A 22,956-nucleotide genomic window follows, 5' to 3' on the forward strand; every position below is an offset into this window, starting at 1 on the left:
GGACGACCTTCGATGAAGCCTCCGTTACGGGATTCGGTCCATGGCGCGAACCGTGACGCGCGCCGCAGCGTCGTATGCCTGTGGCACCTAATATCTGGTCATGGCAGAGGGTGGAGCGGTGAGACGCGTGGCGGCGGGTGGGGCGACGGAGTACTGGACTCCCGGGAGTCACATCCTGTGGCGGTACCGGGAGAACGCCGGTGAGCGCTTCCATATCTGCCGCCCCGTGACCGTCGTACGGGACGACGCGGAACTGCTCGCGGTGTGGCTGGCCCCCGGCACGGAGTGTGTGAAGCCCGTGCTGGCCGACGGCACGCCGGTGCACGGGGAGCCGCTGGAGTCCCGCTACACCAAGGCCCGTACGGTGCAGCGGGACCGTTGGTTCGGCACCGGGGTCCTGAAGCTGGCACGGCCCGGCGAGCCCTGGTCGGTGTGGCTTTTCTGGGAGCCGGGCTGGCGGTTCAAGAACTGGTACGTGAATCTGGAGGCCCCGCTGACGCGTTGGAAGGGCGGGGTCGACTCCGAGGACCACTTCCTGGACATCTCCGTCCACCCGGACCGGAGTTGGCGCTGGCTCGATGAGGACGAATTCGCACAGGCGCAACGGGCCGGTTTGATGGATACTCGACTGGCCGCTCGGGTGCGGGCGGCGGGACAGTCGGCGGCGGAAGTGATCCGCGCCTGGGGCCCGCCGTTCTCGGACGGCTGGCAACACTGGCGCCCGGATCCCGTCTGGCCGGTTCCCGCCCTGCCGGATGACTGGGACCGTACGCCCGCGTACGTGTCCTCATGAGACCCTTGATGCGCCCCCGTGGTACAACCGTAGGATCGGCCTCCGCAAGGGCGCACAGCAGCAACTCCCGCAGCATGCGCTGGGCTTGACCATACGTCACCGAGGGGCGGCAGGACGTGAGCGAGGGGTACGAGGGCCACGGGGGTACGGTCGGCGGACGGCCCGCCGGGCCGCGCGGGGCCGCTACAGCGTTCATGCCGACGACGGCGTTCATGTCGGCGACGCCCGGGCCCCGTCCCGACGACGCGCAGATTCCGTTCCTGGGACACACATTCCGGGTATCGGGGCTGCGGGACGAACTGCACGCGCGGCGCGCAGCCCCGGACGGATGGATTCGACACGCGTGACGGAGCACCCCACCTCGCACGAGCGCCGCCAGAGCGGCGCCGGCCGGCCCTCCACCCCCGCGGACCCCCGCGGGGCGCTCCTGCATACCCCGGAGCCGCCTCGCGCGCCGGGCGCTTTACCGGCGCAACCGGCCCGCACGGGCGATGTCCCGGCGGGTTCCGGCACCAGCGCGGCCTGCGGCAATCACGGGCAGTCCGGTACCCAGGCCTCGGCGAGCACCGACACGCCGTCGCCCTCCGGCACCGGCGCGCCCACCCCGTCGCCCACCTCCCCCGGGCCCGAGCACTCCCAGCCCTCGGCCAGCGAGCCCGATCCGCACCGCCCGCGCCCGGCTCCCGAGGGCATCCCGGCCCAGCCGCTCGACCAGGACCGGGCCACGCCCGGAAGCGGCGGCGGCAAGGACCGGCGCATCGGGCAGGGGCTGCCGCAGGGCGGTCCGATGCCGATGCGGCGGGACGGGGACCGGCTGCGTTTCGTGGGCGCCGCGACCCGGCGGATCGCCCGCGGCATCGATCTCGACGAGATCGTGATGGGGCTGTGCCGGGCCACCGTGCCGACCTTCTCGGACGCGATCCTGGTCTATCTGCGCGACCCGCTGCCGGTGGGCGACGAGCGGCCCACCGGGCCCCTCGTGCTGCGGCTGCGGCGCACCGACCGGATCCCCGAGGAGCGGGACACCGAGAACGGCTTCATGCCCGCGCTGCGGCCCGAGCCGAACGAGCTGTCGGCGATGACGGCCGAGCTGTGCGAGGTGCGCCCCGGCGGCGCCCTCGCCGAGGTGCTGCGCGGCGTACGCCCGGTCTTCGCGGACGCGCCCGCGGCCCGCGCCGCGCTGCCCGAGCTGCTCGGCGACGAGCTGATCGTGCCCAGCGGCCAGCGCGCGATCCTGGCCCCGCTGCGCGGGCGGCGCCGGGTGATCGGCGCTGCGCTGTTCGTCCGCCGTCCCGAGCGCATGCCCTTCGAGTCCGACGATCTGCTGGTCGCCGCCCAGCTCGCCACACACAGCGCGCTCGGCATCGACAAGGCGGTGCTGTACGGCCGCGAGGCGTACATCGCGGACGAGCTGCAGCGCACGATGCTGCCCGAGACGCTGCCGCGCCCCACCGGCGTACGCCTGGCGTCGCGCTATCTGCCGGCCGCGGAGACCGCGCGCGTCGGCGGCGACTGGTACGACGCGATCCCGCTGCCCGGCAGCCGCGTCGCGCTCGTCGTCGGTGACGTCATGGGGCACTCGATGACCTCGGCCGCGATCATGGGCCAGCTGCGCACCACCGCGCAGACCCTCGCCGGGCTCGACCTGCCCCCGCAGGAGGTCCTGCACCACCTGGACGAGCAGGCCCAGCGCCTGGGCACCGACCGCATGGCGACCTGCCTGTACGCCGTCTACGACCCGGTCGCGCACCGGATCACCATCGCCAACGCGGGCCACCCGCCGCCGGTGCTGCTGCACCTGGGCGGCCGGGCCGAGGTGCTGCGGGTGCCGCCGGGCGCCCCCATCGGCGTAGGAGGGGTGGATTTCGAGGCGGTCGAGCTGGACGCGCCCGCCGGGGCGACGCTCCTGCTGTACACGGACGGGCTGGTCGAGTCGCGCCTCAGGGACGTGTGGACCGGGATAGAGCAACTGCGCGAGAAGCTCGCCGCCACCGCGCAGCTGACGGGCCCGGACCATCCGCCGCCGCTGGAGGCGCTCTGCGACGAGGTGCTCGACATGCTCGGTCCGGGCGACCGGGACGACGACATCGCGCTGCTCGCCGCCCGCTTCGACGGGATCGCGCCGAGTGACGTGGCGTACTGGTTCCTGGAGCCGGAGGACGCGGCCCCCGGGCGGGCCCGGAGGCTGGCCCGCCGGGCGCTGTCCCGCTGGGGCATGGAGGACATGAGCGACTCCGTCGAGCTGCTCGTCAGCGAGGTCGTGACCAACGCCGTGCGCTATGCGTCGCGCCCGGTCACGCTCCGGCTGCTGCGCACGGACGTCCTGCGCTGCGAGGTCGGCGACGACGTGCCGCAGCTGCCCAGGCTGCGCCAGGCGCGGGCCACGGACGAGGGCGGACGCGGCCTCTACCTGGTCAACAAACTGGCCAGACGGTGGGGCGCCACGCGTCTGAGCACGGGAAAGGTGGTCTGGTTCGAGTTGAACCGGAGCTGAGGGGTACGCGTGCGGGCGCACCCCGACGGTGGTCCGGACCCGCACCGGACTTGGACTTCGTCCAAAAGTTGCCGACATCCCGTCGGCGGAGTTGACTCTGGGGTGAGCGAAGCGACCTGACGACTCTCTTTTGACGGGAGAACGCTCGTGACGCAGGCACCCCAGAAAACTCCCTACACCACGAACAACGCCGGCATTCCGGTGGAGAGCGACGAACACTCGCTCACTGTCGGCCCCGACGGTCCGATCCTGCTCCAGGACCACTACCTCATCGAGAAGATGGCCCAGTTCAACCGGGAACGGGTCCCCGAGCGGGTGGTGCACGCCAAGGGCAGTGGCGCGTACGGATTCTTCGAAGTAACCAATGACATCAGTCAGTTCACCAAGGCCGATCTCTTCCAGCCCGGCAGGCGCACCGAGATGCTGGCCCGCTTCTCCACCGTGGCCGGCGAGCAGGGTTCGCCCGACACCTGGCGCGACCCCCGCGGTTTCGCGCTCAAGTTCTACACCGAGCAGGGCAATTACGACCTGGTGGGCAACAACACCCCGATCTTCTTCGTGCGCGACACGATCAAGTTCCAGGACTTCATCCGCTCGCAGAAACGCCGCCCCGACAACGGGCTGCGCGACAACGACATGCAGTGGGACTTCTGGACGCTCTCGCCCGAGTCGGCGCACCAGGTGACCTATCTGATGGGCGACCGGGGCATCCCGAAGACCTACCGCAACATGAACGGCTACGGCTCCCACACCTACATGTGGATCAACGGCGCCGGTGAGCGGTTCTGGGTGAAGTACCACTTCAAGACCGACCAGGGCATCGACTTCCTCACCCAGGCCGAGGCCGACGAGCTGGCCGGTACGGACCCGGATCTGCACCGCATGGACCTCTACAAGGCGATCGAGTCCGGGAACGCGCCGAGCTGGAGCCTGAAGGTCCAGATCATGCCGTTCGAGGACGCGGCGGACTACCGGTTCAACCCCTTCGATCTGACCAAGGTCTGGCCGCACGGGGACTACCCGCTGATCGACGTCGGCCGGATGACGCTCGACAAGAACCCCGAGGACTACTTCATCCACATCGAGCAGGCCGCCTTCGAGCCGTCCAACCTGGTGCCGGGTATCGGCCCCTCGCCGGACAAGATGCTGCTCGGCCGGCTGTTCTCCTACCCGGACACCCACCGGTACCGGATCGGCCCGAACTACGCCCAGCTGCCGCCGAACCGGCCGCACGTCCCGGTGCACTCGTACGCCAAGGACGGCCCGATGCGCCACGAGCCGTCGACCGCGGCCCGCCCGTACGCGCCCAACTCCTACGGCGGCCCCGCGGCCGACTTCTCGGGCTTCGGCGAGCCGGCGAGCTGGGAGGCCACGGGCGAGCTGGTACGCGAGGCGTACAAACTGCATCGCGAGGACGACGACTGGGGCCAGCCGGGCACGATGGTCCGCCAGGTCCTCGACGACGCGGCCCGCGACCGGCTCGTGTCGAACGTCAGCGGCCATCTGAAGGCCGATGTGTCCCGCCCGGTCCTGGACCGCGCCCTGCAGTACTGGCGCAACATCGACAAGGAGCTCGGCGACCGGATCGCGAACGGCGTCAACGGAGGCTGAGTACGAACAGGAAGAGGGCGCCCGGTGGATCACCGGGCGCCCTCTTCACGAGCCTCTCACTGGTTCACGAGTACTGGTTCACGAGTACTGGTCCACGAGCCTCTTACTGGTCGTTCTGGTCGTTCTGGTCGAACGGGTCCGGCGAGATCTCGTCGGTCGGGGTCTCGATCGGAGTGGTCGGGGCCGTCGTCGTCGGGCTGGCCGGGGGCTCGGACGTCGTGGGCGGCGCGCTGCTGCTCGTCGGCGGCTCCGTCGTCGGTTCCTCGGTGGTCGGTGTCTCCGACGGCGTGTCGCTCGGCGTCTCGGTGATCGTCGGCGTGAAGGAGGGCTCCATCGCCGCGCCCTGGGTGGTGTCCAGCTCGAACTCGGTGACCTTGCCCATCGCGTTGAAGGTGTACGCGGCCCATATCTGGGCCGGGAAGCCACCGCCGTTGACGCGGCCGCCGCCCGCGGCGCCCTTCAGGGACACCTGCGTGCCCTGCTTGACCACCTTGCCGGCGGTGTCCTTGCGGTCCTTGGGGACCTCGCCGAACAGACCGACCGAGGTGACCAGGCTCGGCGTGTAGCCGGTGAACCAGGCCGACTTGTTGTTGTCGGAGGTACCCGTCTTGCCCGCGACCTGCTGGCCGTTGCGGTCGACGGCCTGGGCCACCGAGACCTGGGCCGTACCGTCGTTGACCACGCCGGTGAGCACCGAGGTGACCGTGTCGGCCGCCTCACTGCTGATGACCTGTTCGCCGATCGGGTTCGGGAAGTCGACCGGACGGTCCTTGTGCTCGGCCGAGGCGACGATGGCCGGGGTGACCTTCCGGCCGTGGTTGTCGAGGGTCGCGTAGATGCCCGCCATCTCCAGCGGGCTCGCGCCCATGGTGCCGAGGGTCTGCGCGGGTACCGCCTGCATGCCCTTGGTGTCCATGCCGAGCTTGCCGGCGACCTTGAGGACCTCGTTCATCCCGACGTCGACGCCCATCTGCGCGAAGACGGAGTTGATCGACTTGTTCATCGCGGTCTGGACGGTGACGTCACCGTAGTCCTGGTCGTCCTCGTTGGGCGGCGCGAAGCCGATGGAGCTGCCCTTGACCGAGCGGCCGCTCGTACCGTCGTAGACCGTGCTCGCGGTGATGTCCTCACCGTCCTGCGTCCTGGCCTGCTCGTCCAGGGCCGCCGCGAAGATCAGCGGCTTGAAGGTGGAGGCGGGCTGGTAGTCGCGGCGGGTCGCGTTGCTCACATAGTGCTTGAAGTAGTCCTCGCCGCCGTACATCGCGACGACCTTGCCCGTCTTGGGATCGACGGACGCGGCACCGGCCTCCACATCGCCGTCGACCTTCCGCTCCTTGGCGTCCAGCTTGCCGGTCAGCTTCGTCTTGACGGCGACTTCCAGCTGCGTCTGCTTCTTCTTGTCGATGTTGAGCGTGATCGTCCAGCCGCCCGCGTCGACGATCGCCTTGGCGTCGTCGTAGTTGGCGGCCGCGCCCTGGGCGACGAGCCGGTTGGCCAGCGCGCTGTTGGCCGCGTCCACCAGATAGCCGGCCTGGCCCTCCATGCCGGGCACGCCCTTGGGGTCCTGCGGCACCGGGAACTTCATGGCCTGGCGATTGACGGCGGGCAGCCAGCCCTCCTCGACCATGTTGTCGAGGGTGTAGTTCCAGCGGGCGGTGACCAGCCGCTTGCCGGTGGCGGTGGCGACACCCCAGTCGTACTGGCTCGGGGCCTGCAGCAGCGAGGCGAGGTACGCGCCCTGCTCGACCGAGAGGTCGCTCGCGTCCTTGCCGTAGTACGCCTGCGCCGCGGCCTGGATGCCGTAGGAGTTGCGGCCGTAGTAGCTGGTGTTGATGTAGCCCGCGAGGATGTCGTCCTTCGACTTCTGACGGTCCAGCTTCAGCGAGATGACCAGTTCCTTCAGCTTGCGCGTGACGGTCTGGTCCTGGTTCAGGTAGTAGTTCTTGACGTACTGCTGGGTGATCGTCGAACCACCCTGCTTGCCCTTGCCGGACAGCGTGTTGATCAGACCGCGGGCCGTGCCCTTCAGGTCGACGCCGGCGTCCTTGTAGAAGGACTTGTTCTCGGCGGCGACGAAGGTCAGCTGTACGTCCTTGGGGACCTTGGACAGGTCCACGATCTCGCGGTTCACCTCGCCGGTGCGGGCGAGCGTGCTGCCGTCGCTGTACTTGTAGACGTTGCTCTGCAGCTCCGCGGAGGCGTTGCCCTTGGGTATGGACACGACCATGTAGAGCACGATGAAGGCGCCCATGCCGAGCAGGCAGAAGCCGAAGAACGTGCCGAGGATCGTCTTCCAGTTCACGAACCGGCGGATGCCGGTGCGGCCGGTCCTGGCTCCGGACGAGGGCATCGCCGCCGCGCGGCGGCCACCGCGCTGCCGCGCTCGTCTCTCTTCCGCTCGTCCCATGGCTGCGTCCGCTCCGCTCGCTCTCGTGTCGCGCTCTCTTGTACGCGTGTCCTGCCGCGTTCACTCACACGTCTTGTGTCGTGTTGGTTCTCGTGCGTCACACAGGTTCATCGCTCAGGTCAGCTCAGCAAGCTAACACCGACCGCTGTGGCAAAGGGCTGCCGATCCGGCCTTTTGCGGACGTGACAATCAGCACGCCTCCGCACGGACTTCTCATCAGCCCCATAAGTACCGACGAGCGAGAGGGGTGGAAGGTTGTCGAGATGTGTAATCTGATAACAGTTAGTTAGGTCAAAGCTACGATCGAAACATGCCGTACGAGACGGGGGACCCGCTCATGTCCACACAGGAGGTCGGGGCGGCACTCGCCCGGATCACCGAGCGGGACATCGTCGAGCTGGGCTCCGAGCGGAAGGCGGCGATGGTGTCGAACCTGATGGTGGTGGTGTGCGGGGACCGGGCCCCGCAGCCCGTCCTGAACACGGGGCCCCTCCACCAGTGACGGATCCCTCAGCCACCGGCCCCTCCGGGGGACCCGCCTCCGAGCGACGGCCGCCGCAGCAGCGCAAGCAAGTCCTGCTGCGACTGGATCCGCTCGTCTACGAAGCGTTGGCCCGCTGGGCGGGGGACGAACTGCGTTCGGCCAACGCGCAGATCGAGTTTCTGCTGCGGCGGGCCCTGGCCGAGGCGGGGCGGCTGCCGGGCGGCACGAGGCCGATTCCCCGCCGGGGGCGGCCGCCCGTCGTCGGCCCCCCGGACGCCCGGGCCTCCGACCCCCCGGGCGCCCGTGCCTCCGGCGACCCGGAGAGTTAGCCGCCCCCGCCGCCATCCGCCCGCCTCATCGCCCGGGGGTTCCTCCGGGTACGGGCGGGTGCTGATCGCGCGGTTCCTCGCGCCCCTCTCACCCACCCCGGGCTCGCGTCATTCAGCCCCGCCCAGGGTCTGAGGACGAGGGGGCATGGACACGAGAAGACGCCGGTGACGGAACCGTGACAATGGGGTCCGACCTGCGCTCATACGCCCCTCACCATGATCTATTCGCGGTGTGTATACGCGGGGTGTATACGCCGTGTGTAGAGTGCTCCGCATGTCCATCGGTCACACCCTCCTAGGACTCCTGGAGTCCGGGCCCCGGCACGGTTACGACCTGAAGCGGGCCTTCGACGAGAAGTTCGGTCACGATCGGCCGCTGCACTACGGCCAGGTCTATTCGACGATGTCACGGCTGCTCAAGAACGGGCTCGTCGAAGTAGACGGGATAGAGGCGGGCGGCGGCCCCGAGCGCAAGCGGTACGCGATCACCGACGCCGGGATCACCGACGTACAGCAGTGGCTCGCGACGCCGGAGAAGCCGGAACCGTATCTGCAGTCGACCCTCTACACGAAGGTCGTCCTCGCGCTGCTCACCCACCGCGACGCGTCCGACATCCTCGACACCCAGCGGTCCGAGCATCTGCGCATGATGCGCATCCTGACCGACCGCAAGCGCAAGGGCGACCTCGCCGACCAGCTGATCTGCGACCATGCCCTCTTCCATCTGGAGGCCGACCTGCGGTGGCTGGAACTCACCGCCGCGCGCCTCGAAAAACTCGCCGCGGCGGTGACCCGATGACCCCCGCAGGTTCCCTGCTCACGGCCCACGACCTGCGCAAGGCGTACGGCCCCACCAACGCCCTCGACGGCGCCGAGTTCTCCATCCACCCGGGCGAGGTCGTCGCCGTGATGGGCCCCTCCGGCTCCGGCAAGTCGACCCTGCTGCACTGCCTGGCCGGCATCGTGACACCCGACTCCGGCTCGATCGTCTACAACGGCCAGGAGATGGCGACCATGAACGACGCCCGGCGCAGCGCGCTGCGGCGGAGCGAGTTCGGGTTCGTGTTCCAGTTCGGACAGCTGGTCCCGGAGCTGGCCTGCGTCGAGAACGTCGCGCTGCCGCTGCGGCTGAACGGCACCTCCCGCAAGGAGGCCGAGCGCACCGCCCTGTCCTGGATGGAACGCCTGGAGGTCGACGACCTCGGGGCCAAGCGGCCGGGCGAGATATCCGGCGGCCAGGGCCAGCGGGTCGCCGTGGCCCGCGCCCTCGTCACCAGCCCGCGCGTGCTCTTCGCCGACGAGCCCACCGGCGCCCTCGACTCGCTCAACGGCGAGCGCGTGATGGAACTGCTCACGGACGCCGCCCGGTCCACCAACGCCGCCGTCGTACTCGTCACGCACGAGGCGCGGGTGGCCGCCTACTCGGACCGCGAGATCGTCGTACGCGACGGCAAGTCCCGCGACATGGAGCGGGCCGTATGAGCTGGGCCAAGGATCTGTCGATGGGCGTCAGGTTCGCCGTCACCGGCGGCCGCGAGGGCTGGGCCCGGGTCGTGCTCACGGCCGTCGGCGTCGGCCTCGGCGTGGCGCTGCTGCTGCTCACCGCGGCGGTACCCAACATGCTGAGCGCGCGGCACGAACGTGAGGACGCCCGCACGGACGTCAGCATCAGCCGGCCGAACAAGGCCAAGGCGGACAACACGCTGCTCGTCGCCAACGTCGACACGACCTTCCACGACACGGACGTCCGGGGACGCGAGCTGGAGCCCGAGGGCGCACGGGCGCCGCTGCCGCCGGGGGTGGGCAAGTTCCCCGAGCCCGGCGAGATGGTGGTCTCGCCCGCGCTGGACCGGCTGCTGAAGTCCGACGGCGGCAAGCTGCTCCGGGAACGCCTGCCGTACCGCACGATCGGCACCATCGACGAGAAGGGCCTGATCGGCTCGCACGAACTCGCCTTCTTCACGGGCGCCACCGGGCTCGCCGCGCACCTCGACGACGCCACGGTGGCACGGCTCGACATGTTCGGTTCGCCGGGCGAGCCGGGCGACCCGTGGGACCCGGTACTGCTGCTGCTGGTCCTCGTGGTCTTCGTGGTCCTGCTGATGCCGGTCGGCGTCTTCATCGCCGCGGCCGTGCGTTTCGGCGGCGAGCGGCGCGACCGCAGGCTGGCCGCGCTGCGGCTGGTCGGCGCGGACAGCGGGATGACCCGCAGGATCGCCGCCGGTGAGGCGCTCGCCGGTGCCGTGCTGGGGCTGGTGTTCGGCACGGGGTTCTTCCTGATCGGGCGTCAGGTGGCGGGTTCCGTCGAGATCCTCGGCATCAGCGTGTTCCCGAGCTATCTGGACCCCTCCCCCGCCCTCGCCCTGCTGGTGGCGGTGACGGTGCCGGCCGCGGCGGTGGCGGTGACGCTGCTGGCGATGCGCGGAGTGGTCATCGAGCCGCTCGGCGTGGTGCGCACGGCCAAACCCCCGCGGCGCCGGCTGTGGTGGCGGCTGCTGCTGCCGCTGGGCGGGCTCGCGCTGCTCTACCCGATGATCGGCCAGGGGCAGGACAACGGGAACTTCAACCAGTACATGGTGACCGCCGGTGTCGTCCTGCTGCTGGTGGGCATCACCGCGCTGCTGCCGTGGGTCGTGGAGACGGTGGTCGCGCGGCTCGGCTCCGGCAGCGTGTCCTGGCAACTGGCCGTCCGCAGGCTCCAGTTGAGCAGCGGCACGGCGGCCCGCATGGTCAACGGCATCGCGGTGGCGGTGGCCGGCGCCATCGCCCTGCAGATGCTCTTCGCCGGGACCTCCGCCGCCTACACGGACACCTCGCCCGCGAACAGGGACGACGCGAACTCCAGGATGGCGATCGACCTGCCGCGGGGCACCTCGCTCGCCGACGCCAACCGCCGGCTGGCCGGGACCAAGGGCGTGCTCAGCACGACGGCGTTCTCCGACACCGAGCTGGGCGAGCGGCAGAAGGACCCCGAGCATTACTCGACGATGACGGTCGCCGGCTGCACGGAACTGCGCAAGCTGGCGAAGCTGCCGTCGTGCCGCGACGGCGACGTCTTCGTCGCGCTGGGCAGTGACTACGCCGCCGAGACGTCGGAGCTGGGCAAGCCCGGCCGCACGCTCTACATCGACCCGTCCTTCTCCGGCTCGGAAGAGGGCATGGAGATCGCCTGGACGGTGCCGCAGGGCATCAAGAAGGCGGAAACCCGCGTCGACCCGTTCGGCACCGAGCACGAGGGCGTCCTGGTCACTGCGAGCGCGCTGCCCAGGGCGGCCGCCGCGGTGGTCCGGGGGCAGGTCTTCGTCCAGCTGGACAAGTCGGTGCCGGACGCACTGGAACTCGTACACAACACCATGGCGAGGATCGATCCACTGACCAAGGACTCGCAGTGGTTCCTGTCCACCCCCTCCCGGCGCTACGCGTCCATCCGCACCGGTCTGTTCGTGGGCGCGGCCTGTGTGCTGGCGCTGATCGGCGCGAGCCTGCTGGTCTCCCAGCTGGAGCAGCTGCGTGAGCGCAGGAAGCTGCTCTCGGCCCTGGTCGCCTTCGGCACCCGGCGCCGCACGCTGAGCCTGTCGGTGCTGTGGCAGACCGCGGTCCCGGTCGGGATCGGTCTGGTGCTGGCGGCGGCGGCGGGCCTGGCTCTGGGCACGGTCCTGCTGAAGATGACCGCCACCCCGGTCGTCGTGGACTGGCTGAGCGTGCTGTCCATGACGGGCATCGGCGCGCTGGTGGTCCTGGTGGTCACGCTGCTGAGCCTGCCTCCGCTGCTGCGGATGATGCGACCGGAGGGTCTGCGCACCGAATAACCTCCGGCGCGCGGGGCCCTTGGCCCGCTACAACACCCGTACCGGCAACGGCCGCAGCGCTTCTCGGAGCGCTGCGGCCAGTTCTTCGTACTCGTCGCCGCGCGCGGCCCCCGCGCGCATCGCCAGGGCGATCCGCCGGGTCGGCGCCGGGTCCGCGAAGCAGCCGGTGAGGAGCTGGTTGCTGCGGGTCGTCTCGACCTTGACTGCGGTACGCGGCAGCAGGGTCACACCGAGCCCGCCGGCGACGAGCTGGACCAGGGTGGACAGACCGGCGGCGGTGGTGGTGACGGGAGCGTCCGCGCGCCCCGCCTCCCGGCAGATGTCGAGGGCCTGGTCGCGCAGACAGTGCCCCTCGTCGAGCAGCAGGAGGTTGAGCTCGCGCAGCGCCTCCCGGGGGATTCCCTCCCGGCCGCCCAGCCAGTGGTCCAACGGGGTCACCAGCACGAAGTCCTCGTCGTACAAAGGGAGTTCGACGACGCCGGGCCTACCCTGGGGGTCCCCCCGGCCGAGCTCGTCCGAGGCCGGCGGAGGCACCGCGAGCAGCAGCAGGTCGAGCCGTCCGACCGCCAGCCCCTCCAGCAGACTGGCCGTCTGCTCCTCGTGGACCTGCAGGTCGAGGTCCGGGTAGCGGTCGTGGACCAGTTTGAGGACGGTGGGCAGGAGATAGGGCGCGACGGTGGGGATGACGCCGAGGCGCAGCACCCCGGTGAACGGCGCCAGCACCGCCTCGGCCTCCTCCATGAGCGCGCCGACCTCGTCCAGTACCGCCTTCGCGCGTACGGCGAGACGCTCGCCGGCGGGTGAGAGCAGCACCTTGCGGGTCGTACGCTCCAGCAGGGTCACCCCGAGCGTCTCCTCCAGGGCGGAGACCGCGCCCGACAGCGCGGGCTGGCTCATGCCGATCGCGGCGGCGGCGTCACGGAAGTGCAGATGCTCGGCCACGGCGGCGAAGGCGCGCAGCTGGGCGAGGGTCGGCTGACGGCGGCCGTTCCCCTTGGTGCTCGCCCTGCCTGCGGGGCTGGCCATGGCCGTACCTCTTACTCATAGTCACTGATAGTTGCAGCCGATCAACACGACCGAGTGTAGCTATTTCCATAATCAATGCAGCCTGTGCCAACATCAAGAACGTCCAACCCCCGGGAAACGCCCCCAAAAAGGGCTTTTCCTCGCTGCAAGGAGAGCGCGTGCTCACTGTCGGTGACAAGTTCCCCGAGTTCGATCTGACCGCCTGTGTCTCGCTGGAGAAGGGCGCGGAGTTCCAGCAGATCGACCACAAGACCTACGAGGGTCAGTGGAAGGTGATCTTCGCATGGCCCAAGGACTTCACCTTCGTGTGCCCGACCGAGATCGCGGCGTTCGGCAGGCTGAACGACGAGTTCGCCGACCGTGACGCCCAGGTGCTCGGCTTCTCCGGCGACTCCGAGTTCGTGCACCACGCCTGGCGCAAGGACCACGACGACCTGCGTGACCTGCCCTTCCCGATGATGGCCGACTCGAAGCACGAGCTCATGCGGGACCTCGGCATCGAGGGCGAGGACGGCTTCGCCAAGCGTGCGGTGTTCGTCGTCGACCAGAACAACGAGATCCAGTTCTCCATGGTGACCGCGGGTTCCGTCGGCCGTAACCCCAAGGAGGTCCTGCGGGTCCTCGACGCGCTCCAGACCGACGAGCTCTGCCCGTGCAACTGGACCAAGGGCGAGAACACCCTCGACCCGGTGGCCCTGCTGGCGGGTGAGTGACCCTCCATGGCCCTCGACGAACTGAAGTCCGCCCTACCGGACTACGCGAAGGACCTGCGCCTCAACCTGGGCTCGGTCATCGGCAACTCCGAGCTGCCCCAGCAGCAGCTGTGGGGGACGGTGCTGGCGTGCGCGATCGCGTCCCGCTCGCCCCGGGTGCTGCGTGAGCTTGCGCCCGAGGCGAAGGCGAACCTGTCGCCGGAGGCGTACACCGCCGCCAAGTCCGCTGCCGCGATCATGGCGATGAACAACGTCTTCTACCGGACGCGGCATCTGCTGTCGGATCCCGAGTACGGGAGCCTGCGGGCCGGTCTGCGGATGAACGTCATCGGCAACCCCGGTGTGGAGAAGGTCGACTTCGAGCTGTGGTCGCTGGCGGTCTCCGCGGTGAACGGCTGTGGGCAGTGCCTCGACTCCCACGAGCAGGTGCTGCGTAAGGCGGGCGTCGACCGGGAGACCATCCAGGAGGCGTTCAAGATCGCGTCGGTGATCCAGGCGGTCGGTACGACCCTGGATGCCGAGGCGATCCTCGCCGACTAGCCTCCGGCGCCTTCCCCTGGGCCCCCGTTCACCTCACCTGGTGACCGGGGCCCAGTTTTTTTCGCCCCCGCCGCCCCTACCCTCCCCCAAGCTCTCGGCTTCGCTCGAGCAGGGGGGACCCCCATCATCCCCAACCTGGGGGCTCCGCCCCCAGCCCCCCGTTCGGCCTGAACGGCCTCGTCCTCAAACGCCGGACAGGCTGAGGCTTTCAGGGGCGCGGGGAACTGCGCGACCAGCCCCCACCGGGCCCGCTGACATACAACGCACCCGGTTCAAGAACGGTCCGCCGTCGCACCGCGCGGCTCCGACGACTGCCGCGGCCCCGGCCCCGGCCCCGGCTCATGAGAGTACGAACGCAGATACCCCACCACCGTGTTGGTGACCGCCACCAACGGCACCGCCACCACGGCCCCCCCGATCCCGGCGACCAGCCCCCCCGCCGCGACGGACAGCACCACCGCCAGCGGATGCACCCGTACGGCCCGCCCCAGAATGAACGGCTGCAGAATGTGCCCCTCGATCTGCTGCACCGCGAGCACGACGACCAGCGTCATCAGCGCGGTGAACACCCCCTGCGTCACCACCGCGACCACCACCGCCAACGCCCCCGAAACCACGGCGCCCACCAGCGGGATGAACGCGAAGAGGAAGATGAAGACGGCGAGCGGGACGGCCATCGGCACATCGAGGAAGTAGATGCCGAGGCCGATGAAGATCGCGTCGATCAGAGCCACTATCACCGTGCCGCGCACATACGCCGTCAGGGTCCGCCACGCACGGGGCCCCGCCCCGGCCACCCCCGGCCGCGCCGCGGCCGGCACCAGCTTCAGCGTCCACTCCCAGATCCGCTTGCCGTCGTACAGCAGGAAGAGGGTCGAGAACATCGTCAGCAGGATGCCGGTCAGCGCTTCGACGATGACCGTCACGCCTTCCAGACCCGCCGAGGTGATCTGGTCCGTGTTCGCGCCGATCGCCTCCCGCAGGTTCTTGGCGATCTCGTTGATCTGCTTGTCCGTCACATGGAACGGGCTGTTGAGGAGCCACTTGCGCAACTCGTCGATGCCGTCCTGGATCTGGTCCGAGAGGTTGTCGATGTTCTCCTGGACCTGCCAGACCACGAACCAGAGGACCAGCCCCATGATGACGAAGCCGAGGATGGCGGTGAGCGCGGTGGCGAGGCCCCGCGGCATCCCGTACCGCTTCAGCCGCGCCACGGTCGGCTGCAGGAGCGCGGTGATGAGCAACGCGGCGACGAAGGCCAGAATGACCAGCTGTACGGCGCTGATCACCCGCATCAACACCCACAGCGTGCCCGCGAGCACGAGCAGCCGCCAGCCGGCCTCGGCCGCGACCCGCACACCCCACGGCACGGCCAGCGCGGGATCGGGATCGGGATCGCGCCGAACCGCCGCCTCCAGCCCGTAGTCGTAGGCCTGCGCGGGCCCGGCCACGGGAGTGGGTTCGGGTGAGGATCCGGGGGAAGTCCCGGGGGAAGATCCGGGGGAAGATCCGACGGCAGGTGCGGCGGCGGATGCGGATGTCGGTGCGGGTGCGGGTGCGGAAACGGGCGTGGATGCGGGTGCGGATGTAGGGGCCGACGTAGGCGCCTTCGCGTCCTGCGGTTCGTCCGTGGAATCGTGAGCGTTCCCGCCCTCGGCCGACTGCTCCGGGTCGAACGAACCGCTCGACTCCTTCTCCACCTCCGCGCGGCGCTTGTCCAGCCGCTCTCCCAGCTCGGTCAGTCCGGCACCGAGCCGACCGAGCAACCCTGGCACTCGCGACATGATCGGTCCTCTTCCCCCGCTGCTCCCCACCACTCCCCCCTGGAGTCGTTCGGGTCCGACCGTACATGGCCGAAGCCCCTCCCCGTAGGACGGGGAGGGGCTTCGAAAGGTTGAGCGGCCGGAGGGTGGCGACGGCTCAGTAGTTGCCGTGAGACTGCCAGTACGACCAGGCGCCGCAGGGGCTGCCGTAGCGGTCGTTCATGTAGTTGAGGCCCCACTTGATCTGCGTGGCCGGGTTGGTCGCCCAGTCGGCACCGACGGACGCCATCTTGCTGCCGGGCAGCGACTGGACGAGACCGTAAGCGCCGGAAGAGGGGTTCTGGGCCCGGTAGTTCCAGGTGGACTCGTGGTCCACGATGTTGCTGAAGCACTGGAACTGGCCGCTGGGAATGATCTGGCGCGCGAGGGCCTGGACCTCGGCGACGGTGTACGAGGACTGCGGAGCCAGGCTGATGGCGCCTCGCGACGCCGAACGGGAAGCCGCTTCCGCGGCGTCCTTGCGGTCCTGGGCTTCCTTCGCGGCCTTCGCCGCGGCCTGCTGCTTGGCGACCGCGTCCTTGGCCGCCTGCTTGCGGGCAGCCTCCTCCGCGTCCTTCTTGGCACTCGCGTCCGCGGCGATGGCCTGCGAATCGGCCTGCTGCGTCAGGGACGCGGTCTGTACCTGGGCCTGCTGGCCCGCAGGTAGATCCGCGAGGAGGGTCGAGTCACTCGCCGTCGCCTCAGCGTCGATCGAGGGCTGGCCAGTGCTGCCCGAGGCAACACCACTAACGGCGCCGACAGCGGTGACCGCGGTGGCCGAGGCCACTGCGAGTCCCCGGACCGAGATCCGGCTCACACGGTTTCCTTCCAGCATCGCCCGCTTAGGTGACCCTCGCGGACGCAATCGTGCCCCTGAACACTGGCCTCCCAACTGCGGGGTCACGGGAGGCGCGGGCCCGGTGGGCAACTCCCGTGAAGGGAGCGCCGCGTGGTGCACGGGCGGCATACGACTGCTCTATGGAGTTCTGACTGTCCTGTGGTGCCATACCGCTGGGGGTACAGGTGTGTCGTATGCGGGGCCTGACAGGAATGAGACTCTGCCGCAACCCGACACCGCGAGGCAATTCTCAGTTGCGTGTGAAAGCTCACACTTCGTTTGGCCCAGGAATTTCACGGAACCAAGCGCGCACAAAGACGCCGCCCGGCTAGGCTTTTCGCCTTCTGCCGGACGGCGTCCACTGCCAAACTACCCAGTGGCTACTACATGTTCACCATCTTCACCACTGGCATCAAATCTGCCCGTCCTCCAGCATTTCGGTCACAAGTGCCGCGATCTGGGACCTCTCGGAACGGTTCAGCGTCACGTGCGCGAAGAGCGGATGGCCCTTCAGCTTCTCCACGACGGCGACCACACCGTCGTATCGACCGACGCGCAGATTGTCCCGCTGTGCCACGTCATGGGTGAGAACCACCCGCGAGTTGGCGCCGATACGGGACAGAACGGTCAGCAGTACGTTCCGTTCCAGTGACTGGGCCTCGTCCACGATCACGAACGCGTCGTGCAGGGAGCGGCCGCGGATGTGTGTGAGCGGCAGGACCTCCAGCATGCCGCGCGCGGTGACCTCCTCGATGACCTCGCGCGAGGTGACCGCCGACAGGGTGTCGAAGACCGCCTGCGCCCAGGGGCCCATCTTCTCGGCCTCGGAGCCGGGCAGATAGCCGAGTTCCTGCCCGCCCACCGCGTACAGCGGCCGGAAGACCATCACCTTCTGGTGCTGACGCCGCTCCAGCACGGCCTCCAGACCCGCGCAGAGCGCGAGCGCCGACTTGCCGGTGCCGGCCCGGCCACCCATCGACAGGATCCCGATGTCCGGGTCGAGCAGCAGATCGAGTGCGATGCGCTGCTCGGCGCTGCGGCCCTTGATGCCGAATGCCTCCCGGTCGCCGCGCACCAGCCGGACGTTGCCCTCGGAGGTGACACGGCCGAGGGCCTTGCCGCGCTCCGACTGGATCGTCAGACCGGTGTGCACCGGCAGGTCGGCCGCTTCGGGGACATACACGTGCCCCTCCTCGAAGAGGATGTCCACCTGCTCGCCGGACAGGGTCAGTTCAGACATTCCGGTCCAGCCGGAGGAGCCTGTGATGGCGAGTTCCGCGCGGTACTCCTCGGCGAGGAGACCGACGGACGAGGCCTTGATCCTGAGCGGCAGATCCTTCGAGACGACGGTGACGTCGTACCCCTCGGCCTGCAGGTTGCGGGCGACCGCGAGGATGCGGGAGTCGTTGTCCCCCAGGCGGTACCCGCTGGGCAGGACGCTGGGGTCCGAGTGGTTGAGCTCGACGCGTACGGTCCCACCGAGTTCCCCGATCGGGATGGGGGCGTCGAGGCGGCCGAACCGCACCCGGAACTCGTCGAGCAGGCGCAGGGCCTGCCGGGCGAAGTAGCCGAGCTCGGGATGGTGCCTCTTGGCCTCCAGTTCCGTCACCACGACGATCGGAAGCACGACCTCGTGCTCGTCGAAGCGGCTCAGAGCGTTCGGGTCGGCCAGCAGGACGCTGGTGTCGAGAACATAGGTGCGCCGGTCTGGCATACGACGCTTTGTGCTGGTCACCACGGAAGGACGTACCCCCTCGGATGAGGTCGGGGAGCGACGGAGAAGAGCTGGACCGGTCCCGGCCGCATTGCGCGGGCCGGGGACCGGCCCTCCGTCTCGTCCATGCTGACCGCACGGTCGGGCTGGTGCAAAGGGCCTCCCGGGCGGACGGCCCCGTGCCGTCCGCTGAGATACGACACCCGTGGTTCGGGCGTCGACCTGCATGGCTTATGCCCTCGAACATGCGCGGCCATGCAAGAGCATGTGACCACGGGTTCGTTAACACCGGATGACGCGCACCCCTCGCACCCCTGCTGGTCAGCCTCCGTAACGGCGGTGTCGCGCGGCGTAGTCACGCAGGGCGCGCAGGAAGTCCACCTTGCGGAACGCCGGCCAGAAGACTTCGCAGAAGTAGTACTCCGAGTGGGCGGTCTGCCAGAGCATGAATCCGGACAGACGCTGTTCACCGCTGGTACGGATCACCAGGTCGGGGTCGGGCTGGGCGCTCGTGTAGAGGTGCTTGCCGATGAGGTCGATGTCCACCGACTCGGCGACGTCCTCGATCGAGGAGCCCTTGTCGGCGGCGTCGAGGAGCATGGAGCGCACCGCGTCGGCGATCTCCTGGCGGCCTCCGTAGCCGATGGCGACGTTGACGACTATTCCGTCGACGTGCGCGGTGGCCTCCTCGGCCTCCTTGAGCGCGGTCTGCATCTCGGAGGGCAGGATGTCCGGCGTGCCCACGTGGTGCACGCGCCAGCGGCCGTCGGAGGCAAGGGTGCGGACGACGCCCTCGATGATGCCGAGGAGCGGAACGAGCTCGTCCTCGGGACGGTCGAAGTTGTCCGTGGACAGCAGCCAGAGGGTGACGACCTCGACGTCGGTCTCCGAGCACCAGCCGAGGAATTCCTCGATCTTGTCGGCACCGGCGCGGTGGCCCTGGGCGGCCGTGCTGCCCGCCGCCTTCGCCCAGCGGCGGTTGCCGTCCATGATGACCCCGATGTGCTTGGGCACCTGGTCGTGGTCGAGGTGACCCTCCACCCTGCGTGTGTAGAACCTGAGCAGCAGCCGGCGCAGGTTGTCCCGCAGGTTCACGTGTTGTCAGCCCCTCCGTGCGGATCGGACGGGCGCGACGGAACGGCCTCGCTCCGCGCGGTCCCTGCCCGTATGGCGGTCCCCGGGGGCGAAGCCTACCCCCGCGATACCCAGGCTCCGCCAAGGGGTGTCAGTGCCCTGACACAGGTTCGTGCCCACGAACGGCCCGTCTCTGTACCGCTGCACAACGGAGCGGTACGACTCGATGGAATGTCGGCGTACCGGGCGAAGCGGGCGCCGGGCGGGCCGAGCGGCGCTGAGTTACCGGGACGGTCCCGCGGGGCCAGGGGGGCGCACGGGGGCGCAGGCCGGGACGGCGGCGGGGCGGCGTGTGCGGGCAGAAAAAACGGGCCGGTCCGTGGGGGGGAGACGGACCGGCCCGAGGGGGGGGGTTTCACCATAACCCTTCGTAAGTGATGCTGCGTGCATCGGCGTGCCACAACTACTCTCCGAAACCGGCCGACGACGCCGCGGTGGCCGCGGAACCCCCCATTCAGGGTGCGATCATGGCCGAATCACAGCGGATTCAAAGGAAATGGAGAGGTAAACGGGGAGATCCAGAGGGTTTGCCCCCGGTGCGCTTTTCCTCCCCGACTCACCCCCGCGTCCTCCGGGAGAGTGACGGGTCTCGCGGTCGTCCGCTTGACGGCGCCGCTAACTTCGCAGCCATGGCCATGTTCAGCACACCCCTGACGCCCGAACCGGTGCCGCTGGAAGTCGCCGAGTCGGCGCGCGCCCGGCGCCGTGGACTGCTCGGGCGCGACGGGGTCGACGGGGCTCTGCTGCTCGGCCCGGCGAGCGCGGTGCACACCCTGGGGATGCGGTTCGCGATCGACGTCGCCTATTTGGACCGGAAGTTCCGGGTCCTCGCGGTACGGACGATGCGTCCGGGGCGGGTGGGGCGACCTCGCCCGCGCTCCCGGTACGTCCTGGAGGCGGAGGCCGGGTCCATGGAGCGGTGGGGTGTGCGACGCGGAGTACGGGTCACGATGCACGAGCGGTGACAGCGCCTCAGGCGGTGGGCGCAGCACCGCGCAGCCCCCTCCACTGCGCGGTGCCACACGCGCAGCTTTGCTCACGCGAATTACCTTGGTCTGAACTTACGTGAGGCCAACGGCCGGGGCGAGCCACCTCCGATAACGATGTGGGAACCCCGCACTTGCGCCGCACTTGACTCACGCGTTCACCGCTCGCCCGTTCGTCCGTTCTTCCAACATATGGACGGACATCTCACACATGGTGGGCGGCATCAGGGTATTTTCGGTCAATCGTCTCCCGCCCGCTGGGGCGCGCCCCGAACCGCGGGCCGGGGACCCGTACTACTCCGGCTACTCCGGCTTGCGCGCCTCGATCAGGAAGCGGGTGCTGTGGGCGACGAACGGCCCCTGCGCCTCGATCCGCTCGTGCAGGGCGCGCAGCCGCGGAAGGTACCGGTCGACGGTGAAGCCGGGGACCATCCAGATCACCTTGCGCAGGAAGTGGACGACGGCTCCGATGTCGTGGAACTCGATGCGCAGCCGCTCCGCGCGCAGGTCGACCACGTCGAGCCCGGCGGCCTCGGCGGCGGCGCGGGCACGGTCCGGGTGACGGCCGTTCCTGACGTCCTGCGGCTGCTCCCCGAGGAAGTACTCGACGAGTTCGACAACGCTCGCGGGGCCGACCTGCTGGGAGAAGTACGTACCGCCGGGGCGCAGGACGCGGGCGATCTCGGCCCAGTGCGTCGTGACCGGGTGCCGGCTGGTGACCAGGTCGAAGGCGCCGGCCGCGAAGGGCAGCGGCGCGTCCTCGGGGGAGGCGACGACCACGGCGCCGCGCGGGTGGAGCAGGGCGGTGGCCCGGGCGACGTTCGGGGGCCAGCCCTCGGTGGCGGCGGTGAGCGGGGGCAGCCGTGCGGCGGAGGCCAGGACCTCGCCTCCGCCGGTCTGGATGTCGAGCGCGGCGGACGCGTGCGCGAGCCGCTCCCCCATGGCCCGCGCATACCCCCAGGAAGGCCGCTCCTCGGTGGCGCGGCCCTCGAACCAGGAGAAGTCCCAGCCGTCGACGGACGCGGCCTCGGCCTCGGCGACGAGGGCTTCGAAGGTACGGGCGGCGGTCATGGGCGGATCTTCTCAACGGGACGCCGCACGGGCGAGGGATTTTCCGGCGGAGCGCCGACCCGGGCGGGACGACGGCCCGGGGGATCACCGGCCGGACCGGGGGCCGTGCCGACGAGTTGGCCGGGCGGGGCGGTGGACTCCTGGCTGCGGTTACGGCCGGTGGCGGCGGGTCGGCCCTCGGCATCGAGGAGGACGGCGCCGACGGGGCGGCTGCCGGCGCGGAAGGCTTCCCGGGCGAGGTCGAAGGGAAGGCGCCAAACGCCCGGCAGACTCGTCATCCACATCCACATCTACATCTACATCTACATCTACATCTACGCGACGAGCGGCCGTACTTCTCCGGCCACGAACCGTACGAAGCCCTCGGGGTCCGGTTCGTCGGCGGTGGGCTGGAGGACGACGGTGTCGGCGCCGGCGTCCGCGAGGCGCCGCACGGCCTCGGCGACCGCGGCCGCGTCCCCCGCCACGCCGTGTTCCGGCACCGGGTCCTCGCCGTTCGCCGCGATCTCGGCGCGCAGCCGGGCGGCCGCGTCGGGGCCGGTGGCCGTGTGGAGGTAGACGACGACCCGGTGGTGGTCGGTGCGGCCCGCCGACTTCCGCCCCTCGTCGATGAGTCCGCGCGCCCGCCGTACCCCGTCCGGTGCGGTGGCGGCCGTGAGGACCGTGCCGTCCGCGGCGGCGCCGGAGAGCCGGAGCGTACGCGGTCCGGTGGCGCCGGCGAGCACCTCGGGAACCCCGGCGACCTCGGAGGACCCCGTCGGCGGCCAGTCGAGGGCGACGCCGTCGAGCTTCACATACCGGCCGTCGGTGCTGACCCGCTCGCCCCGCAGCAGGGCGCGCAGCGCGTCGAGGTGCTCGCGCAGCAGCGTCACGGGTGACTCGGCCCGCGCTCCGACCTGTCCCATCCAGTCCTGTACGCCGTGGCCGACGCCCAGGATCGCGCGCCCCGGGAACATCCGGTGCAGTGTGGCGGCCTCCATGGCGGTGACGGCGACGTTCCGCAGCGGGACAGGCAGCAGACCGACGCCGATCCGCACCCGTTCGGTCCAGGCGAGGGCGGCCGCCGCGGCCGAGATGCCCCCTTCGAGGAAACAGTCCTCCCACAGCCACAGCTCCTCCAGGCCCGCTTCGTCGGCCGCGCGTGCGACGGCGCGCAGGCGTTCGGGGGGCAGCTGGGGCCGGAACACGGCACCGAGAACGGTCAT

The 22,956-nt window shown here is 69.9% G+C and carries 19 protein-coding genes and 1 pseudogene; 11 read left to right on the forward strand and 9 right to left on the reverse strand.

The features are described 5' to 3' along the window. Positions 1-100 precede the first annotated feature (100 nt). The 3 genes from fomD (at position 101) to RV986_RS18730 (ending at position 4,898) form a co-directional block, all read left to right on the forward strand. Positions 101-793, forward strand: a complete 693-nt coding sequence (gene fomD, locus RV986_RS18720; protein WP_475918512.1) for a cytidylyl-2-hydroxypropylphosphonate hydrolase — start codon at positions 101-103, stop codon at positions 791-793. Between the two features lie 328 nt (positions 794-1,121). Continuing rightward, entirely contained in the window at positions 1,122-3,287 is a 2,166-nt protein-coding gene (locus RV986_RS18725) for a SpoIIE family protein phosphatase (RefSeq protein ID WP_475918513.1), read from the forward strand. 147 nt (positions 3,288-3,434) lie between these two features. Further along, a complete protein-coding gene (locus tag RV986_RS18730; protein ID WP_475918514.1) occupies positions 3,435-4,898 on the forward strand; it encodes a catalase in 1,464 nt (487 codons plus the stop codon). 103 nt (positions 4,899-5,001) lie between these two features. Here RV986_RS18730 and RV986_RS18735 read toward each other — a convergent pair whose 3' ends face one another. Further along, the gene (locus RV986_RS18735; protein WP_475918515.1) at positions 5,002-7,305 is read right to left on the reverse strand and encodes a transglycosylase domain-containing protein; all 2,304 of its coding nucleotides are present in this window, start codon (positions 7,303-7,305) and stop codon (positions 5,002-5,004) included. 352 nt (positions 7,306-7,657) lie between these two features. Here RV986_RS18735 and RV986_RS18740 point away from each other — a divergent pair. From RV986_RS18740 to RV986_RS18760, 5 genes and pseudogenes are all read left to right on the forward strand, one after another. Beyond that, positions 7,658-7,807: pseudogene (locus RV986_RS18740) on the forward strand (SPFH domain-containing protein); the annotation flags it as partial. Then, positions 7,804-8,118 (forward strand): type II toxin-antitoxin system antitoxin, encoded by a 315-nt coding sequence (locus RV986_RS18745; RefSeq protein ID WP_475918516.1) that lies wholly within the window; start codon positions 7,804-7,806, stop codon positions 8,116-8,118. The pseudogene RV986_RS18740 and the gene RV986_RS18745, both read left to right, overlap by 4 nt. Positions 8,119-8,392: 274 nt before the next feature. Then, a complete protein-coding gene (locus RV986_RS18750) occupies positions 8,393-8,917 on the forward strand; it encodes a PadR family transcriptional regulator (protein ID WP_475918517.1) in 525 nt (174 codons plus the stop codon). Beyond that, positions 8,914-9,600, forward strand: a complete 687-nt coding sequence (locus tag RV986_RS18755; RefSeq protein WP_475918518.1) for an ABC transporter ATP-binding protein — start codon at positions 8,914-8,916, stop codon at positions 9,598-9,600. The genes RV986_RS18750 and RV986_RS18755 overlap by 4 nt, the downstream gene beginning before the upstream one ends. Next, positions 9,597-11,927, forward strand: a complete 2,331-nt coding sequence (locus RV986_RS18760; protein ID WP_475918519.1) for an FtsX-like permease family protein — start codon at positions 9,597-9,599, stop codon at positions 11,925-11,927. The genes RV986_RS18755 and RV986_RS18760 overlap by 4 nt, the downstream gene beginning before the upstream one ends. A 27-nt stretch (positions 11,928-11,954) precedes the next feature. On the opposite strand, the gene RV986_RS18765 is transcribed toward RV986_RS18760, so the two are convergent. Further along, positions 11,955-12,953: a LysR substrate-binding domain-containing protein gene (locus RV986_RS18765; RefSeq protein WP_475918520.1), complete on the reverse strand. Its 999-nt coding sequence runs from the start codon at positions 12,951-12,953 to the stop codon at positions 11,955-11,957. Between the two features lie 158 nt (positions 12,954-13,111). Here RV986_RS18765 and RV986_RS18770 point away from each other — a divergent pair, with 158 nt between their 5' ends. Both RV986_RS18770 and RV986_RS18775 read left to right on the forward strand, forming a co-directional pair. Next, positions 13,112-13,666: a peroxiredoxin gene (locus RV986_RS18770; protein ID WP_475918521.1), complete on the forward strand. Its 555-nt coding sequence runs from the start codon at positions 13,112-13,114 to the stop codon at positions 13,664-13,666. Between the two features lie 6 nt (positions 13,667-13,672). Continuing rightward, entirely contained in the window at positions 13,673-14,206 is a 534-nt protein-coding gene (locus RV986_RS18775) for an alkyl hydroperoxide reductase (RefSeq protein ID WP_475918522.1), read from the forward strand. Positions 14,207-14,478: 272 nt separating this feature from the next. Here the strand turns inward: RV986_RS18775 and RV986_RS18780 are convergent, their stop codons facing one another. The 4 genes from RV986_RS18780 to RV986_RS18795 form a co-directional block, all read right to left on the reverse strand. Then, positions 14,479-15,990 (reverse strand): AI-2E family transporter, encoded by a 1,512-nt coding sequence (locus RV986_RS18780; protein WP_475918523.1) that lies wholly within the window; start codon positions 15,988-15,990, stop codon positions 14,479-14,481. A gap of 136 nt (positions 15,991-16,126) precedes the next feature. Then, positions 16,127-16,825, reverse strand: a complete 699-nt coding sequence (locus tag RV986_RS18785; protein ID WP_475918524.1) for an aggregation-promoting factor C-terminal-like domain-containing protein — start codon at positions 16,823-16,825, stop codon at positions 16,127-16,129. 433 nt (positions 16,826-17,258) lie between these two features. Then, complete coding sequence (locus tag RV986_RS18790) at positions 17,259-18,584, reverse strand: PhoH family protein (protein WP_475918525.1); 1,326 nt, start codon at positions 18,582-18,584, stop codon at positions 17,259-17,261. Positions 18,585-18,881: 297 nt separating this feature from the next. Further along, on the reverse strand, positions 18,882-19,655 hold the full coding sequence (locus RV986_RS18795) for an isoprenyl transferase (protein WP_475918526.1): 774 nt from the start codon (positions 19,653-19,655) through the stop codon (positions 18,882-18,884). 668 nt (positions 19,656-20,323) lie between these two features. Here RV986_RS18795 and RV986_RS18800 point away from each other — a divergent pair. Next, positions 20,324-20,659, forward strand: coding sequence for a DUF192 domain-containing protein (locus RV986_RS18800; protein WP_475918527.1), 336 nt, complete (start codon positions 20,324-20,326; stop codon positions 20,657-20,659). Positions 20,660-20,983: 324 nt separating this feature from the next. Here the strand turns inward: RV986_RS18800 and RV986_RS18805 are convergent, their stop codons facing one another. From RV986_RS18805 to RV986_RS18815, 3 genes are read right to left on the reverse strand one after another with little or no spacing between them, the layout of a single operon-like run. Beyond that, positions 20,984-21,751, reverse strand: coding sequence for a class I SAM-dependent methyltransferase (locus RV986_RS18805; protein ID WP_475918528.1), 768 nt, complete (start codon positions 21,749-21,751; stop codon positions 20,984-20,986). Continuing rightward, the gene (locus RV986_RS18810; protein ID WP_475918529.1) at positions 21,748-22,029 is read right to left on the reverse strand and encodes a cytidine/deoxycytidylate deaminase family protein; all 282 of its coding nucleotides are present in this window, start codon (positions 22,027-22,029) and stop codon (positions 21,748-21,750) included. The genes RV986_RS18805 and RV986_RS18810 overlap by 4 nt, the downstream gene beginning before the upstream one ends. Positions 22,030-22,065: 36 nt before the next feature. After that, the gene (locus RV986_RS18815; RefSeq protein ID WP_475918530.1) at positions 22,066-22,956 is read right to left on the reverse strand and encodes an LLM class flavin-dependent oxidoreductase; all 891 of its coding nucleotides are present in this window, start codon (positions 22,954-22,956) and stop codon (positions 22,066-22,068) included.

It is taken from the genome of Streptomyces sp. RLA012 (genome assembly GCF_056270325.1).

What these genes read in the sequence shown, in the direction of transcription:
- RV986_RS18815 (WP_475918530.1), bottom strand. Translation starts at nt 22,956, where the DNA reads ATGACCGTTCTCGGTGCCGTGTTCCGGCCCCAGCTGCCCCCCGAACGC.
- RV986_RS18760 (WP_475918519.1), top strand. Translation starts at nt 9,597, where the DNA reads ATGAGCTGGGCCAAGGATCTGTCGATGGGCGTCAGGTTCGCCGTCACC.
- fomD (WP_475918512.1), top strand. Translation starts at nt 101, where the DNA reads ATGGCAGAGGGTGGAGCGGTGAGACGCGTGGCGGCGGGTGGGGCGACG.
- RV986_RS18805 (WP_475918528.1), bottom strand. Translation starts at nt 21,751, where the DNA reads ATGACCGCCGCCCGTACCTTCGAAGCCCTCGTCGCCGAGGCCGAGGCC.
- RV986_RS18800 (WP_475918527.1), top strand. Translation starts at nt 20,324, where the DNA reads ATGGCCATGTTCAGCACACCCCTGACGCCCGAACCGGTGCCGCTGGAA.
- RV986_RS18750 (WP_475918517.1), top strand. Translation starts at nt 8,393, where the DNA reads ATGTCCATCGGTCACACCCTCCTAGGACTCCTGGAGTCCGGGCCCCGG.
- RV986_RS18765 (WP_475918520.1), bottom strand. Translation starts at nt 12,953, where the DNA reads ATGGCCAGCCCCGCAGGCAGGGCGAGCACCAAGGGGAACGGCCGCCGT.
- RV986_RS18780 (WP_475918523.1), bottom strand. Translation starts at nt 15,990, where the DNA reads ATGTCGCGAGTGCCAGGGTTGCTCGGTCGGCTCGGTGCCGGACTGACC.
- RV986_RS18735 (WP_475918515.1), bottom strand. Translation starts at nt 7,305, where the DNA reads ATGGGACGAGCGGAAGAGAGACGAGCGCGGCAGCGCGGTGGCCGCCGC.
- RV986_RS18810 (WP_475918529.1), bottom strand. Translation starts at nt 22,029, where the DNA reads ATGACGAGTCTGCCGGGCGTTTGGCGCCTTCCCTTCGACCTCGCCCGG.
- RV986_RS18775 (WP_475918522.1), top strand. Translation starts at nt 13,673, where the DNA reads ATGGCCCTCGACGAACTGAAGTCCGCCCTACCGGACTACGCGAAGGAC.
- RV986_RS18725 (WP_475918513.1), top strand. Translation starts at nt 1,122, where the DNA reads ATGGATTCGACACGCGTGACGGAGCACCCCACCTCGCACGAGCGCCGC.
- RV986_RS18755 (WP_475918518.1), top strand. Translation starts at nt 8,914, where the DNA reads ATGACCCCCGCAGGTTCCCTGCTCACGGCCCACGACCTGCGCAAGGCG.